15 protein-coding genes and 1 pseudogene are annotated in these 14,177 nt (G+C 67.9%); 8 read left to right on the forward strand and 8 right to left on the reverse strand.

What is annotated here, in order from left to right:
- Window positions 1–5 precede the first annotated feature (5 nt).
- From FHS03_RS07910 to FHS03_RS07930, 5 genes are all read right to left on the reverse strand, one after another.
- Complete coding sequence (locus tag FHS03_RS07910; protein WP_229426101.1) at window positions 6–1,154, reverse strand: PAS domain-containing sensor histidine kinase; 1,149 nt, start codon at window positions 1,152–1,154, stop codon at window positions 6–8.
- Between the two features lie 111 nt (window positions 1,155–1,265).
- Window positions 1,266–2,207, reverse strand: a complete 942-nt coding sequence (locus tag FHS03_RS07915) for an esterase/lipase family protein (RefSeq protein ID WP_183440451.1) — start codon at window positions 2,205–2,207, stop codon at window positions 1,266–1,268.
- A gap of 5 nt (window positions 2,208–2,212) precedes the next feature.
- Window positions 2,213–3,937 (reverse strand): GMC family oxidoreductase, encoded by a 1,725-nt coding sequence (locus FHS03_RS07920; protein WP_183440452.1) that lies wholly within the window; start codon window positions 3,935–3,937, stop codon window positions 2,213–2,215.
- Window positions 3,937–4,458: a hypothetical protein gene (locus tag FHS03_RS07925; RefSeq protein ID WP_183440453.1), complete on the reverse strand. Its 522-nt coding sequence runs from the start codon at window positions 4,456–4,458 to the stop codon at window positions 3,937–3,939. Before FHS03_RS07925 ends, FHS03_RS07920 begins: the two co-directional genes overlap by 1 nt.
- A 69-nt stretch (window positions 4,459–4,527) precedes the next feature.
- A complete protein-coding gene (locus FHS03_RS07930; protein ID WP_183440454.1) occupies window positions 4,528–5,289 on the reverse strand; it encodes an RNA methyltransferase in 762 nt (253 codons plus the stop codon).
- 159 nt (window positions 5,290–5,448) lie between these two features.
- On the opposite strand from FHS03_RS07930, the gene FHS03_RS07935 reads away from it, so the two are divergent.
- The 7 genes from FHS03_RS07935 to FHS03_RS07965 all read left to right on the forward strand — a co-directional run bounded on the left by FHS03_RS07935 (window position 5,449) and on the right by FHS03_RS07965 (window position 11,214).
- Entirely contained in the window at window positions 5,449–6,231 is a 783-nt protein-coding gene (locus tag FHS03_RS07935) for an inositol monophosphatase family protein (RefSeq protein WP_183440558.1), read from the forward strand.
- 213 nt (window positions 6,232–6,444) lie between these two features.
- Entirely contained in the window at window positions 6,445–7,875 is a 1,431-nt protein-coding gene (locus FHS03_RS07940) for a DEAD/DEAH box helicase (protein WP_183440455.1), read from the forward strand.
- Window positions 7,876–8,060: 185 nt separating this feature from the next.
- Window positions 8,061–8,843, forward strand: coding sequence for a hydroxypyruvate isomerase (hyi, locus tag FHS03_RS07945; RefSeq protein WP_183440456.1), 783 nt, complete (start codon window positions 8,061–8,063; stop codon window positions 8,841–8,843).
- A gap of 86 nt (window positions 8,844–8,929) precedes the next feature.
- Complete coding sequence (locus FHS03_RS07950; protein ID WP_183440457.1) at window positions 8,930–9,754, forward strand: hypothetical protein; 825 nt, start codon at window positions 8,930–8,932, stop codon at window positions 9,752–9,754.
- Window positions 9,755–9,766: 12 nt separating this feature from the next.
- Window positions 9,767–10,291 carry a hypothetical protein gene (locus tag FHS03_RS07955; RefSeq protein ID WP_183440458.1) on the forward strand — a complete coding sequence of 175 codons (525 nt, stop codon included), beginning with the start codon at window positions 9,767–9,769 and terminating at the stop codon, window positions 10,289–10,291.
- 54 nt (window positions 10,292–10,345) lie between these two features.
- Entirely contained in the window at window positions 10,346–10,759 is a 414-nt protein-coding gene (locus FHS03_RS07960; RefSeq protein WP_183440459.1) for a VOC family protein, read from the forward strand.
- Between the two features lie 86 nt (window positions 10,760–10,845).
- Window positions 10,846–11,214: a TraR/DksA family transcriptional regulator gene (locus tag FHS03_RS07965; RefSeq protein ID WP_183440460.1), complete on the forward strand. Its 369-nt coding sequence runs from the start codon at window positions 10,846–10,848 to the stop codon at window positions 11,212–11,214.
- A gap of 13 nt (window positions 11,215–11,227) precedes the next feature.
- Here the strand turns inward: FHS03_RS07965 and phbB are convergent.
- A pseudogene (phbB, locus tag FHS03_RS07970) lies at window positions 11,228–11,973 on the reverse strand (acetoacetyl-CoA reductase).
- Window positions 11,974–12,099: 126 nt separating this feature from the next.
- Here phbB and FHS03_RS07975 point away from each other — a divergent pair.
- Window positions 12,100–13,008 (forward strand): universal stress protein, encoded by a 909-nt coding sequence (locus FHS03_RS07975; RefSeq protein WP_183440461.1) that lies wholly within the window; start codon window positions 12,100–12,102, stop codon window positions 13,006–13,008.
- A 25-nt stretch (window positions 13,009–13,033) separates the two neighbouring features.
- On the opposite strand, the gene FHS03_RS07980 is transcribed toward FHS03_RS07975, so the two are convergent.
- Both FHS03_RS07980 and FHS03_RS07985 read right to left on the reverse strand, forming a co-directional pair.
- The gene (locus FHS03_RS07980) at window positions 13,034–13,393 is read right to left on the reverse strand and encodes a hypothetical protein (RefSeq protein WP_183440462.1); all 360 of its coding nucleotides are present in this window, start codon (window positions 13,391–13,393) and stop codon (window positions 13,034–13,036) included.
- 179 nt (window positions 13,394–13,572) lie between these two features.
- Window positions 13,573–14,124, reverse strand: a complete 552-nt coding sequence (locus FHS03_RS07985) for a hypothetical protein (protein WP_183440559.1) — start codon at window positions 14,122–14,124, stop codon at window positions 13,573–13,575.
- Between the last annotated feature and the right edge of the window lie 53 nt (window positions 14,125–14,177).

The following is a 14,177-nucleotide window of genomic DNA, read 5'->3' on the forward strand; positions in this document are numbered from 1 at the left end:
ATCGCTTATTCCAGCGGGAGGGAGAGCGCGAAAGTGCTGCCTGCGCCGGGCCGGCTATCGCAAGTGATGTTTCCTTTCAACAGTTCCGCCAGTTTCTGGCTCAGGTGCAGGCCCAGGCCCGTGCCCTCGAACTGCCGGGTCGAACCCTGGTCGATCTGGGTAAAGGCCTGGAACAGCAGGGCCTGGTCTTCGGGCGCGATGCCCACGCCGGTGTCGCGCACGCGGATGACGGCGCGCGGCCGGCCCTCCTGCTCGGTGGCCTCGAGCGTGACGCCGACCTCGCCGTTTTCGGTGAACTTGAGCGCATTGTTCAGCAGATTTATCAGAATCTGCTGCAAGGCGCGGCGGTCGCTGTGGACGCTGAGCGGCGTTGGCGGCAGGCGCAGGCTCAGGCCCAGGCCGCGCTGGCGCGCCTGCGGCCGGAACAGCAGCACCAGCTCGTCGAGCAGGGCGCAGCAATCGATGCGTTCCAGATGCATGTCCACCTTGCCCGATGCAATCTTGGTCAGGTCGAGCAGGTCGTTGATCAGCGACAGCAGGTGGCGCGCGCTGGTCTGGATGGTGCGCAGCTGGCGGTCCTGCTCGCTGTTGATGGGGCCGGGCAGCTTCATCAGCATGGTGCCGGTGAAGCCGATAATGGAATTGAGCGGGGTGCGCAACTCGTGCGACATGGCGGCCAGGAAACGGTCCTTGGCCAGATGCGCCTGCGCCAGCTCGGCATTCTTGTCCTGCAAGGCCTGCTCGATGCGGCGCCGCTCGCTGATGTCGCGGATGGCGCTCATCACCAGCAAGCCGTGGCCGGTCTGCACCGGATTCAGGCTGATCTCGACCGGAAATTCGACGCCATCCTTGCGCAAGCCATACAGCTCGCGCCCGGCGCCCATGGGGCGCAACTGCGGTTGCTGCTGATAGCCGCGGCGGTGGCCCACATGGGCGGCGCGGAAACGCGCCGGCAGCAGCTGTTCGAGCGCCATGCCCGGCAATTCGTCCGGGGCATAAGCGAACAGCGTGCCGGCCTGGCGGTTGGCCATCACGATCCGGCCCTCGCCGTCGGCCAGGACGATGGCATCGGGCACGAATTCGAGCAGCCCGCCAAAACGGGCTGCCGCATCCGCCATCTCATCACGCATCAGCATCCCGGCATCAGTGGCCATCGTCAGCATTCCGGATAGGAGCCTGTTCCCACCATACATCATTTGCGGGCGGAAAATCTCTCCGAAACTCACCAGCGGCGCCGCGGCCAGGCCTGCGGGCCGCAAAAGCGCCTAATGCAGCGCCGCCGGACTGCCGGAGGCGCCGGCCGCCGCGCCCGAGGCGGCCAGGATTTCGGCCAGCACGCGGCACTGTACTTGCGGATGGCGGCCCAGCGCCACATGGCCGATGCCGCCGAATTCGATATTGCGCGCGCCCGGCAACTGGCTGGAATCCTGCGGCGCGATGATATTGTCGTGATGCGACCAGATCGAGGTAAACAGCGCGCGCCGCGCCGCATCCTCGCCGCCGGCCAGGCGCGCCAGCCACTCGCTGCCGCGCCGCATCTGGCGCGCATTGCTGCCCACGCCCAGCGTCGCCAGCGCCGTGCCGTGGTGCGGCGTGCCCAGCGTGACCACGCGCGCCACGCGCGCCGCGCCGTGCTGGCGCAGCCAGGCGCGCGTCACCAGGCCGCCCATGCTGTGCGCCACCACCACCAGACGCGGCGCGCCGCTGGCCTGCAGCAGGCGCTGCGCGGCGTCTTCCAGCAGCGGCACAAAGTCTTCGATATCGGCGGCCACCGGTTCCAGGTCCAGCGCCAGATGGCTGACACGCTCGCGCCGCAGCACGTCGGCCAGCTGGGTCCAGTAGCCGCCGTTGCAGCCATACCCATGCACCAGCAGCACCGGCAAGGCGCAGGGCTGGCTGGCGATATGCATCTGCGGCCGGTGGCGCAACATGGTCCAGGACGAGGCCAGCATGGTGGCGCCGTATTCCTCGAAGAACAGGCGGGCGCGGCCGGTCCAGTCCAGCCGGTGCTGGGCCGGCAAGGGACTGCGTGCGCGGTGGCTCAGGCGGAAATTGCTGGCCGTGATCGCCATGCGCAGCAGCAGCACGCCCAGCAAGGCCGCCAGCAGGGCCACGTCGAGCGCGAACACCTGGGCGGCCAGATACCAGAACAGCAGCAGCGCCAGCAGCTGCAAGCCCATGATCACGGTCAGGATGCGGCGCACCATGCGGCTTACCCCAGCACCCGGTCCACGCCGGCCGGCGCTGCGGGCGCGCCTGCGGCCACGGCGGCCGGCTCGGCTTCCGGCCGCGGCGCCGGACGCCCGGTCAGCTGCTGCGCCAGGCCGCTGGCCAGGCGCGCCGCGATGCCGTAGATGGTCAGTTGCGGATTGGCCCCGATCGAGGTCGGGAACAGCGAACCGTCATGCACCGACACGTTGTCCAGGCCACGGTAACGGCCCTGGGGGTCGACCACGCCATGGCGTTCGTCGCCGGCCATGGTGCAGCCGCCCATGACGTGGGCCGAGACCACGCGCGTCAGCAGGCGCTTCATCGGCAGGTCCGCAATGCCCTGCTTGGCTTCGGCCCAGCTGCAATAGGCAGGCGCCAGCTCGTGCACCGGCGTCACCGTCAGCGCGCCGGCCGCGAACTGGATTTCGGCCATGCTCAGCAGCGCGCGCCGCGCGCCCTGCCACAGGTAGTCGCTGATCGGATAGTCGAGCACGGGCGAGCCGTCGCCGCGCAGCTCGACCGCGCCGCCCGGCGACTCGGCATGGAAGCCGTCGCGCAGCAGCGCCAGCAAGGCGTGCAGGTGGGGGAAGCTGGTCATGGCCTCGGCATGTATCGCGCCAAAGCCGGCCATAGTGGTGGCCATCAGCAGCGGGTGGATGGGCGGCGCTTCCAACTTATACCCCACGGCGCCGTCGATCGGCTGGGTTTCCAGGAAGTGGTCGGAATACACCGATTGCGGCGCGCCCGCATAGCCGTCCACGCGCTGGGCGAAGCGCCCGGCCGAGACCAGGGTGGGATGGAGGAAGGTGCGGCGGCCCAGCAGGCGGCCCGGATCGGGCGCCTGGGAGCGCAGCAGCAGGGCCGGCGAGTTGATGGCGCCGCCGGCCACCACGAAGTGGCGCGCGCGCAGCGTCAGGCGGCGGCCCGTGAGCGCGACGCCATCGGCCGCCAGCGCGCTGCATTCGAGCCGGTCGGCGCGTTCGCCTTGCAAAATGAAACGCTCGGCGCGCGCGCGCGTCAGCAGGGTGGCGCCGCGCTCGAGCGCGGCCGGAATGGTGGTCACCAGCATCGACTGCTTGGCGTTGGTGGGACAGCCCATGCCGCAGTAACCCAGGTTCCAGCAGCCGTTCACATTGCGCCGGATGACGCCGGTGGGGATGCCCAGGTGCATGGCGCCGCGCCGCAGCAAGTCGTTGTTCTCGTTGGGCGGCACCGACCAGGGGCTGATATGCAGGCGCGCCTCCATCATGGCGAACCAGGGCGCCATCTCGGCCGCGCCATAGCCGGACAGGCCGAATTCACGCTGCCAGAAGGCCAGCGTGGACGGCGGCGTGCGGAAGCTGGTGGTCCAGTTGATGACGGTGGTGCCGCCCACGGTGCGGCCCTGCAGGATGTTGATGGCCTTGTCGCGCGTCTTGCGCGCCGCCGATTCCTGGTACAGCGCCGGATAGGCGTCCGCCTCGCGCATCTTGAAGTCGCGCGAGGATTTCAGCGCGCCCTCTTCCACGATCAGCACCTTGAGGCCGGCCAGGGCCAGGATTTCGGCCGTGACGCCGCCGCCGGCGCCGCTGCCGACCACCACCACATCGGCCTCGTAGCTCTGGTCGCGCTCCAGGCGGGACGCGTCGACCACCTGCCAGCCGGCGGCCAGGCCGGCCTGGATCGGGTCGGGAATCGGCGAGCCGGCAGCGGACGCGGCAGCCGTTTGCACAGGGATGGTCTTCATCAGCTCAGCTCCTTTAACGGGCCGGGGTAGCCGATGGCGCTCCAGGTGGCGGGATCGGCATACCAGCCGGCCAGCACCAGGTCATGCAAGGCGTGATAGCCCGACTGCAGCAAGCCGAGGCGGTGCTGGCGCCAGCTCTCGAGGAAGGCGGCCACCTGGTCGGGCCGCGCCTGCGGCCAGGGCGGCACCCCGGCCAGCAGGCGGCGCGTGGGCGCCAGCGTCAGCAGGCCGAACAGGTCTTGCACTTCGCGCTGGGTCGCCAGCGGCAAGCCGAGAATGGCGTGGCGCACGCGCTCCACGGTGGCGGCGACGGCGGCCGCGCGCGCCAGCGGCTCGGCCGGCAGCATGGGCCCGGCCAGCGCCGGCACCAGGGCCGTCAGCATGGCTTGCCCGGCCGGGCTCAGACGAAATCCGGGTGCAGCAGCCGGCGCGCTTTGCCAGCGGTAAGCCGCGCCACCCGCCGCCAGGACGGCGGCGCCGGCCAGGCCGACTTTGAAAAATGCCCTGCGTGAAGTCCGCATATCTCCCTATCCTTATAGATTTTTTGTCTAGTGTAACCAGAGGACAAGGGAGAAATTAGAGGACCGCGTCTATTTTTTGGGCAAACCGTCCTGCATGCGGCGGGCGATGCCGCGCAGGATGTTGACCTCTTCCTTTTCCAGGCCGGCGCGCGCGAACAGGCGCTTCAGGCGCGGCATCAGCTTGCGCGGGTTGCCGGCGTCGAGGAAGCCGATCCGCACCAAGCCCTGTTCCAGGTGCGCGTACATGCCTTCGATTTCGGCCAGGCTGGCCGCTTCGCCGTGGAAGCCCACCTCGCTGGCGGCGCGCTGGCCTTCCAGCGCCGCCATGCGGCATTCATAGACCAGCACCTGGGCCGCCTGCGCCAGATTGAGCGAAGAGTAGTCGGGATTGGCCGGGATATTAATCAGCACATTGCACTGCTCGACCACCTCGTTGGGCAGGCCGAAGCGCTCATTGCCGAAGATCAGGGCCGCTTGCAGCTCGGGCGTGGCCGCGAGCTGGCCGGCCAGTTCGCGCGGCGTCCAGACCGGCGGCGAGAATTCGCGCAGCCGGGCCGACACGGCGGCCGCGAAATTCACGCCCTCGAGCGCCTCGGCCATGCTGCCGACGATGCGCGCGCCGGCCAGGATGTCCTGCGCCCCGCTGGCGAAGGCCACCGCCTCCTCATGCTCGAGGGCGCCGTCGCAGCGCGGATTGACCAGCACCAGCTGGGCAAAACCCATGGTTTTCATCGCTCTTGCAACAGCGCCAATATTGCCAGGACGGCTAGTTTCCACCAGCACCACGCGCAGGCGCTGAAAAAGAGTGGCTGTGATTTCGGGCTGCTTCATTTAAAATAGCGGAATTCGGTGCTGTGGATGGGGCCGCATTCTACCCTCTCCCGGCGCAACGCTCTTTAATTCATTCTTGTTCACACGCTGCCGCTGCCTGCCAGACGACGTCTGGCTGCGGGCGGCAACGTCTATTTTACGGAAGCTACCATGCACCCAATGCTCAATACGGCCGTGAAAGCCGCACGCCGCGGCGCCGCCGTCATCAACCGCGCCTCTTTCGATCTGGACCGCGTTATCGTCAACGAAAAAGACCATAACGACTTCGTCACCGACGTCGACCAGGCGGCCGAACAGGCCATCATCGAGGTGCTGAGCAAGGCTTACCCCGACCATTCCTTCATCTGCGAAGAGTCGGGCGCTTCCGCCAACGTGAACGACGAGACTGAATTCGTGTGGATCATCGATCCGCTGGACGGCACCACCAACTTCATGCACGGCTTCCCGCAGTACGCGATTTCGATCGCGCTGCAGCAGCGCGGCGTCGTCACCCAAGCCCTGGTCTACGACCCGGTGCGCAACGACCTGTTCACCGCCTCCAAGGGCGCCGGCGCCTACCTCAACGAAAAGCGCATCCGCGTCAACAAGCTCGACCGCGTAGCGAATGCCCTGCTCGGCACCGGCTACAAGGTCGGCAGCCCGGCCGCCCTGCATGAATACCTGAAGATGTACGGCATCATGGCCGAACGCAGCCATGGCGTGCGCCGCGCCGGCTCGGCCGCCCTGGACCTGGCGTACGTCGCCTGCGGCCGCCTCGACGGCTTCTATGAAAAGGGCTTGAAGCCGTGGGATATCGCCGCCGGCGCCCTGCTGGTGACGGAAGCGGGCGGCATCGCCGCCGAATTCAACGGCGAAACCAAGTATATGGAAAGCGGCAATATCGTCGCCGCCAGCCCGAAAGTCTTCGGCCAAATGCTCGGCCTGCTGGCCGAATTTGCATAACAGCAACAACCCTGTAGAAATTGTTACAAAATAAAGGGGGCGAAAGCCCCTTTTTTCGTTTCCACAGCGAAACACATTCCTGCGAACACTGTTATACTTCATCCTTGCGGACCGGCAAACTGCCCGGCCCGCACCTTGCTAATCACCAGCCAGTGCATGGCGCGGCCATGCACGCCGTGGGCCACATGCCCCGGCTACTCTGTAAAGATTTATATGCCATTTTCACAACTCGGCTTGTCTGAAGCCATTGTCCGTGCCGTGCTTGAAACCGGTTACACGACGCCCACCCCGATTCAAGCCCAGGCCATTCCGGCCGTGCTGAACGGCGGCGACCTGCTGGCCGGCGCCCAGACCGGCACCGGCAAGACGGCCGGCTTCACGCTGCCGATCCTGCACCGCCTGTCCACCGACGCCACCGGCATCAAGCTGGCCAACGCCACCTCGCCGCGCGCCATCCGCGCCCTGATCCTGACCCCGACCCGCGAACTGGCGGCCCAGGTCGAGGAAAGCGTGCGCACCTATGGCAAGTACACCAAGCTCAATTCGGCCGTGATCTTCGGCGGCGTCAGCATCAACCCGCAGATCAAGCAGCTGCGCCAGGGCGTCGACATCCTGGTCGCCACGCCGGGCCGTCTGCTCGACCATATGTCCCAGGGCACGATCAAGCTCGACCAGATTGAAATCCTGATCCTCGACGAAGCCGACCGCATGCTCGACATGGGCTTCATCCGCGACATCCGCAAAGTGCTGGCGGCGCTGCCGCCGAAGCGCCAGAACCTGCTGTTCTCGGCCACCTTCTCCGACGAGATCAAGGCCCTGGCCGACGGCCTGCTCGACAAGCCGGCCACCATCGAGGTGGCGCGCCGCAACTCGACCTCCGAAATCATCGCGCAGAAGATCCACCCGGTCGACCGCGACAAGAAGCACCCCATGCTGTCGCACTTGATCCGCTCGCAGAACTGGACCCAGGTGCTGGTGTTCACGCGCACCAAGCACGGCGCCAACAAGCTGGTCGAACAGCTCGGCGGCGACGGCATCGGCGCCATGGCCATCCACGGCAACAAGAGCCAGTCGGCGCGCACCCGCGCCCTGAGCGAATTCAAGGACGGCACCCTGCAGGTGCTGGTGGCCACCGACATCGCCGCGCGCGGCATCGACATCGACCAGCTGCCGCACGTGGTCAACTACGACCTGCCGAACGTGCCGGAAGACTATGTGCACCGCATCGGCCGCACCGGCCGCGCCGGCGCCACGGGCGAAGCCGTGTCCCTGGTCTGCGTCGACGAGCACGATATGCTGAAAGACATCGAAAAGCTCATCAAGCAGACCCTGCCGCGTGAAGTCATTCCCGGCTTCGAACCGGACCCGACCGCCAAAGCCCAGCCGATCCAGCTGCGCAGCGGCAGCGGCCACCACCGCAACCCGCGTCCGGGCGGCGGCGCCGGCGGACGCGGCAAACCCGGCGGCAGCGGCCAAGGCAAACCGCGCAGCGCTGCCGGCGGCAATGGTAGCGGCAATGGCGGCGCCCGCAGCCCAGGCGGCGCCGGCAGCGGTGGCGGCCAGCGTCCCGCCGCTAACCGCAACGCCCCGCGTCCCGGCGGCAGCGGCGGCGCCCAGCACCGCAGCGGCGGCCGCGGCCGCTAACCTCCTTTGATCTAACGCAAACCATGTCCACCCTGGTGCCTGACACCAGGGTCGGACATGGTTTGATCTATATCAGCAAATGTCCCACCCTGGTGTCAGGCACCACGGTGGGACATTTTTTGATCTGGCGCAAACACCGGGGTTTGCGGGTAGGATGGGGGCTCTGCATGTGAACGGGGTTGTGTATGCCGAAACTGGCGGCGAATTTGTCGATGCTGTTTACGGAACTGCCATTTCTGGAGCGCTTTGCCGCCGCGCAGGCGGCGGGCTTTGCGGCGGTGGAGTTGCTGTTTCCGTATGCGTTTGAGGCGGAGGAAATCGCGCGGCGCTTGCAGCGCCATCAGCTGCAGCTGGTGCTGCATAATCTGCCGCCGGGCGATTGGGCGGCGGGCGAGCGCGGCCTGGCTTGCGATCCGCGCCGCCAGGACGAGTTCCGCGCCGGCGTGGCCTTGGGCCTGGAGTACGCGACGGCGCTGGACGTGCCGCGCCTGCATTGCATGGCCGGCATCCTGCCGCCCGGCCTGGCGCCGGAGCGGGCGCAAGAGACCTTGCTCGAGAATCTGCGCTATGCGGCCGACCAGTGCGCGCCGCAGGGGATTACGCTGCTGATCGAGCCGATCAATACTTATGATATTCCCGGCTATTTCCTGCGCCATAGCGCGCAGGCGCTGGCCCTGCTGGCCGCGGCCGGACGCCCCAACCTGAAATTGCAATACGATATTTACCATATGCAGCGCATGGAGGGCGAACTAGCCAATACCATCCGCGCCTGCCTGCCGCAGATCGGCCATATGCAATTGGCCGACACGCCGGGACGCCATGAGCCCGGCAGCGGCGAAATCAATTATGGCTACCTGCTGCGCCTGCTCGACGAGCTCGGTTACCAGGGCTGGATCGGTTGCGAGTACCAGCCGCAGCATGGCACGGCGGCGGGACTGGACTGGCGCGTGCGGCTGCTGCCGTCCTGAGTCCACCCCGGCTTTGCGGCGGCGCAAAGCGTCGTCCGGTACGCGGCGCAAGATGGGCTTTCCACTCTCTTCCGCGGAGGATGACCATGCAAGCCCGCTCCCTTCTCCTACTCCTGGGCTGCCTGCTGCTGGCCGGCTGCGCCAGCCAGCAGCGCATGGCCGAGGTGCGCAGTTTCGCCGCCGAGGCCGACAAACTCGCCGCTTACGTCGAGCTCAGCCAGCGCTTCCGCGAAACGTACGAGCGCGAACGGCCCTACCTGCCCCCTGCCGCCGAACAGCGCGAACGCGAGACCGACCGCCAGCGCCAGCAGATGTATCCCGATCTGCTGGCCATCGAGGGCAATGTGCTGCTGTATCTGCAGACGCTGGGCCAGTTGGCCGGCGCCGAGCAGTTCAGCGCCGTGCCGCCGCTGCGGCAGTTGTCGGGCCAGATCCAAGCCTGGCCGGACAGCGGATTGAACCCGCAGCATGTGCAAGCGTATACGCGACTGGCCACGGCCATCGCGCGCTTTGCCGGCGGCCAGCGCCAGCAGCAGGCCGTGTGGGAGCTGCTGCGCGACGGCTATCAGCCCCTGCAGGACTGTCTGGCGGCGATGGCGACCGTGCTGCGCCTGTATGGCAAGCACCACGAGAATGAGCAACGCATGGTGCTGGGCATGCTGGAAATGGAAATCCCCTTCGCCGCCGCGCCGCAAGAGCGCCTGCTGGCGGCCTTGGCCAAGGCCCACCAGCGGGAAAAAGCCCGCGAGTACCGCCTGGTCGGCTTGCGTCAGGCCGAGGCGGCCCAGCAGGTCGAAGCGCTGCGCCAGCAGCATAGCGCGCTCTACCAGCGCTTGGGCGCGGCCGCCGCGCCGCCGCCAGCGCAAGCCGCAACACCGGCCGCCCTGCCCCTTTCCACCCTCAGCCGCTAACTGGAGTCCGCCATGTCGACCGTCCATCCCGCCACCGCCGCCGGCCTCGAAAGCCTGGCCGACCAATTCTCGGCCTGCGCCGACGCGCTGCACAGCCGCCTGATGTCCGCCCTGCGCCAGCCGCTGCCGCAAGACGCCGACGGCAGCCCCGCTCCGCCGCCGGCCGGCACCCTGCCCGCCGGCGGCAAGGAAGCGCCGCCGCTGTCCCAGGGCATCACGCGCGGCGCCGCGCAACTGCTGTTCGACACCGAAGTGACGCTGCGCCAGCGCGCCAACAGCTTGTATGTGGAAGCGGCGCAGCTGAGCGTGAGCGGCTTGGCCCTGCCCCAGCAGGATTTGCTCGGCCTGGTGGCGCAGGCACGCACGCGCATCGCCCGCATCGAGCAATTGAAGGAACTGGCGGCCACGGCCGCCAGCCTGGTGGCGCTGGCGGCGGCCATCGTGGCGGCCCGCCCCCAGGACTTGCCCGCCGCCTTCAAGGAGCTCCAAGGCCATCTGGCCCGGCAGCCGGCGACGGCGGCCAAAACGGGCGCCTAAGAGGGCGCAATGCTATTAAAATGATAATCCCCGAATAACTTTGCGGAGATTGCCATGCAATTCACTCCCTACCTGAGCTATGGCGGCCTGTGCCGCCAGGCTTTCGAGTATTACAAGGAGCATCTGGGCGCCGGCAAGCTGGAAATCATGACCTTCCGCGACAGCCCGATGGCCGAGCAAACGCCCGAGCATTGGCGCGACAAGGTGATGCATGCCGCGCTGGAACTGGGCGACGGCGCCCTGATGGCCTCCGATTGCGCGCCCGACCAAGTGTATGAAGGCATGCGCGGCAGCTCCGTGGTGCTGAGCGCCAAAACCGATGCCGAAGCGAAGAAATTTTATGACGCCCTGGCCCTGGGCGGTTCGGTGCAGATGCCGCTCGGCCCGACCTTCTGGGCCTCCAGCTTCGGCATGGTCACGGACCAGTTCGGCGCAAGCTGGATGGTGATGTGCGCACTGCCACGCTGACGCCGCGCCGGGCTTGATCCGTCTGCGCGCCGCCAGCAAACTTCGTCCGCCTGCACTACCATGGACACTGGTGACAGGAGGCCTCGATGAATGGATTGCAGCCGGATCAGCTTGCCACATTGCAAGCCACGCTGGAGCAGCGCAAGAGCGCGCTGCTGGGCCAGCTCGCGGGGTCGGACAATGTGCTGACGCGCCCGCCGGCGGTGGAGGAGGTCGAAGCCTCGCCGGCCGATAATGCCAGCAACCACACCTTGAACCAGCTGGTGCTCGAAGCCGACGAATTGAAGCTGGCCCAGCTGCGCATCGTGCGCCACGCGCTGGCCAAGTTCGCCGACGGCAGTTACGGCCTGTGCGAGAACTGCGGCGGCGAGATCGGCGTGTCGCGCCTGACGGCGCGGCCGGAAGCGGCGTACTGCATCGCCTGCCAGACGCGCAGCGAGCGCGCCCAGCGCTGAAGCCCGGGCCGGCTCAGCTCATATGCTGGCCGCCGTTGATGGCGATGTTGGCGCCCGTGATGAAGGCCGCCTCCTCCGACACCAGGTAGGCGATCAAGCCGGCCACCTCTTCCGGCTCGCCGATGCGGCCGACGGGGATTTGCGGCAGGATGCGGCTGGCCAGCACCTCGGGCGGAATCGCTTCCACCATGCGCGTGCGCAGATAGCCGGGCGAGACCGTGTTGACGGTGATGCCGTGGCGCGCCACTCCAGCGCCAGCGCCTTGCAAAAACCGTGCATGCCGGCCTTGGCCGCCGCGTAATTGACTTGGCCGAACGCGCCCTTCTGGCCGACCACCGAGGAAATATTCACGATGCGGCCCCAGCGCCGCTGCTGCATGCCTTCGATCACCTGCCGGCTCATGTTGTACACGCTGTCGAGATTGGTGCGCAGCACCTCGCGCCACAGCTCCGGCCCCATCTTGCGCAAGGTCTGGTCGCGCGTGATGCCGGCATTATTCACCAGCACGTCGATCTGCCCATGCTCGGCCAGCAGCCGCGCCACCCCCTGTTCGCACGCGGCAAAGTCGCCCACATCGAGGCGGCAGGCGGCAAAGTCGAAACCGTCGGCGCGCTGGGCCGCCAGCCAGGCGTCGGCGCCGGCATTGGCGGGGGAATACGTGGTGATGACGTGCAAGCCGTCGCGCGCCAGGCGGCGGCAGATCACCCCGCCCAGACCGCCCATGCCGCCCGTGACCAGGGCCACGCGTTGCTCATTCATATTGCCTCCCTTGTGTTGGATCAAACCAGTCTAGGGGCGGGGGCCGGCGGACGTTTGATCGGCGTCAATCCTGTGCGGGAACGCTGCCGTGCGCAAAGCCTGTCGCGCGCGGCCTATAATTCCAGCATGGCATACAAAACGATCCTGGTCCATGTTGACGATGCGCCACATGCCGCCGCCCGCATCCTGATGGCGGCGGAACTGGCCTTGCAGGACGGCGCCCATCTGATCGGCGCCGCCATGACGGGCGTCTCGCGCTTTCTCTACCAGAACGAGATGGTCGACGAGCAAGACCCGAACCTGGCGCTGCACCTGGACTTCCTGCGCCAGCGCGCGCGCCGCGCCCTGGTCCAGTTCGGCCCCCATGTGCAGGCGCTCGGCTTGCGCTCCTTTGAAGAGCGCCTGCTCGACGACGAGCCGGGCGCCGGCCTGAGCCTGCTGGCCCGCCACGCCGACCTGGTGGTGCTGAGCCAGGCCGATCCCGAACGGCAGGGCGCGCCGCTACCCGATTACCAGGCCCAGGTGCTGACCGATGCCGGCCGCCCGGTCTTGCTGGTGCCGCATGCGGCGCGCACGGCCAGCGCCATCGCCGTCAATGCGGCCGGCGTGGCCAGCGCCGGCGCGCCGGCGCCGGGCCAGCATGTGCTCGTGGCCTGGAACGCCAGCAAGGAGGCGGCGCGCGCGCTGCATGAAGCGCTGCCGCTGCTGGCGCGCGCGGCCAGCGTCCACCTGGCCATTTTCGACGCCGAGCTGCGGCCCGGCGTGTATGGCGACAAGCCGGGCGAGGACGTGCAGCGGTGGCTGGAACGCCATGGCATCCACGCCGGCATCGTGCTGCGCCAGAGCGCGCGCCAGGGCTTGCTGAAACGGCCGGCCGATATCGGCGACGCCTTGCTGGCCCTGGCCAGCGAACTGGGCAGCGATCTGCTGGTGCTGGGCGCCTACGGCCATTCGCGCTTCCGCGAAACCCTGCTGGGCGGCGTCACGCGCACCGTGCTGGAAAGCATGCACTTGCCGGTGCTGATGGCGCACTGAGGGTGGCGCGCCGCGGCCGCCGGGCCTAGGCGCCGGACTGCCAGTTCTGGCTGCGGATCTTGGCCACCTGGCGTTGTGCCAGCCACTTCCACAATTGCAGGGCGTCTTCCTGCGCCACGGCCATCTGGCGCGGACTGGCGAGCGCGATTTCGCAATCGCGGTCCGACCATTCTTCGAAGCGGACGTTGCCGTCCGCCGACACTTCCATCTGGTACATCAGGCCGTCGTCGTAGCCGAAACGCAACACCGCGCTGCCCGGACTGCCGTCCACCACGGGCGCCTTGCCCGCATACACTTCCGCCAGGGCGGCGGACAGCTGGGCTTCGGTCGGCGCCGAAACATTGCGGCCGTCGGGCCGCGTGAGCACTACCCACGCCTGTGTCATTGGAGGTCTCCCCTCTCGTCAGCATCATGGCTGATCCGGTACCGCGCGCGCGGCGCAGTGAAGCAGCTAAGTTTATTGTAGCAACTCTCCTACCAAATATTACCGCCCGACCAGAAAATCGCCGGCCCGCCACAACACCACGGACCGGCCCGGCATGCGCCCTTGTATCACGTTCCGCCTCAGGCCACCAGCCGCGGCGCCGACAAGGGATCGAAATCGCGCCAGTCGCCCGCCACGATCGTGCCCTCGGCGCGTTCGAGGTGGTGGGCGCCCAGGCGGCGCAGCACCGCCAGCGCCGCCGCCTCGCTCTGCGCCGTGACGGCCACGGCGATCAGCATGCCGGGCGGGCGCGGCGGCGCGCGGTTTTCGCCGCCCGCTTCGGGCGCGCCGGCTTCCTTCATCTCCGCGAAACTGTACAGCGAACCGACGTGCGCGCCAAGCAGGCCGCCCACCACCGGTCCCAAGGGGCCCGTCACGGGCGCGGTGACGGCGCCCACGGCCGCGCCGATCACGCCGCCGGCGGCCGCGCCCTTGGCCAAGCCTGCCGGCGTGTCCTTGGCGCCGGGCGAGCGCGCGCGGTCGCCGCCGGGGCCGAAGGTGTCGTGCTGGCCGGGTGGATTGAGGAAGAAACTGCTGATCTGTTGGTCGGCGAAACCGGCCGCGTGCAGCGCCTGGCGCGCCGCGTCGATTTCATCCTGCAATTGAAAATGGCCTGCGAGAATGGTGCCCATCATTGTCTCCTCTGGGTGAAAGATGGCGCCAGCTTGCCCTGCCCGCGCCTGGC

The organism is Pseudoduganella violacea (assembly GCF_014191875.1).
GTDB lineage: Bacteria > Pseudomonadota > Gammaproteobacteria > Burkholderiales > Burkholderiaceae_D > Rugamonas > Rugamonas violacea_A.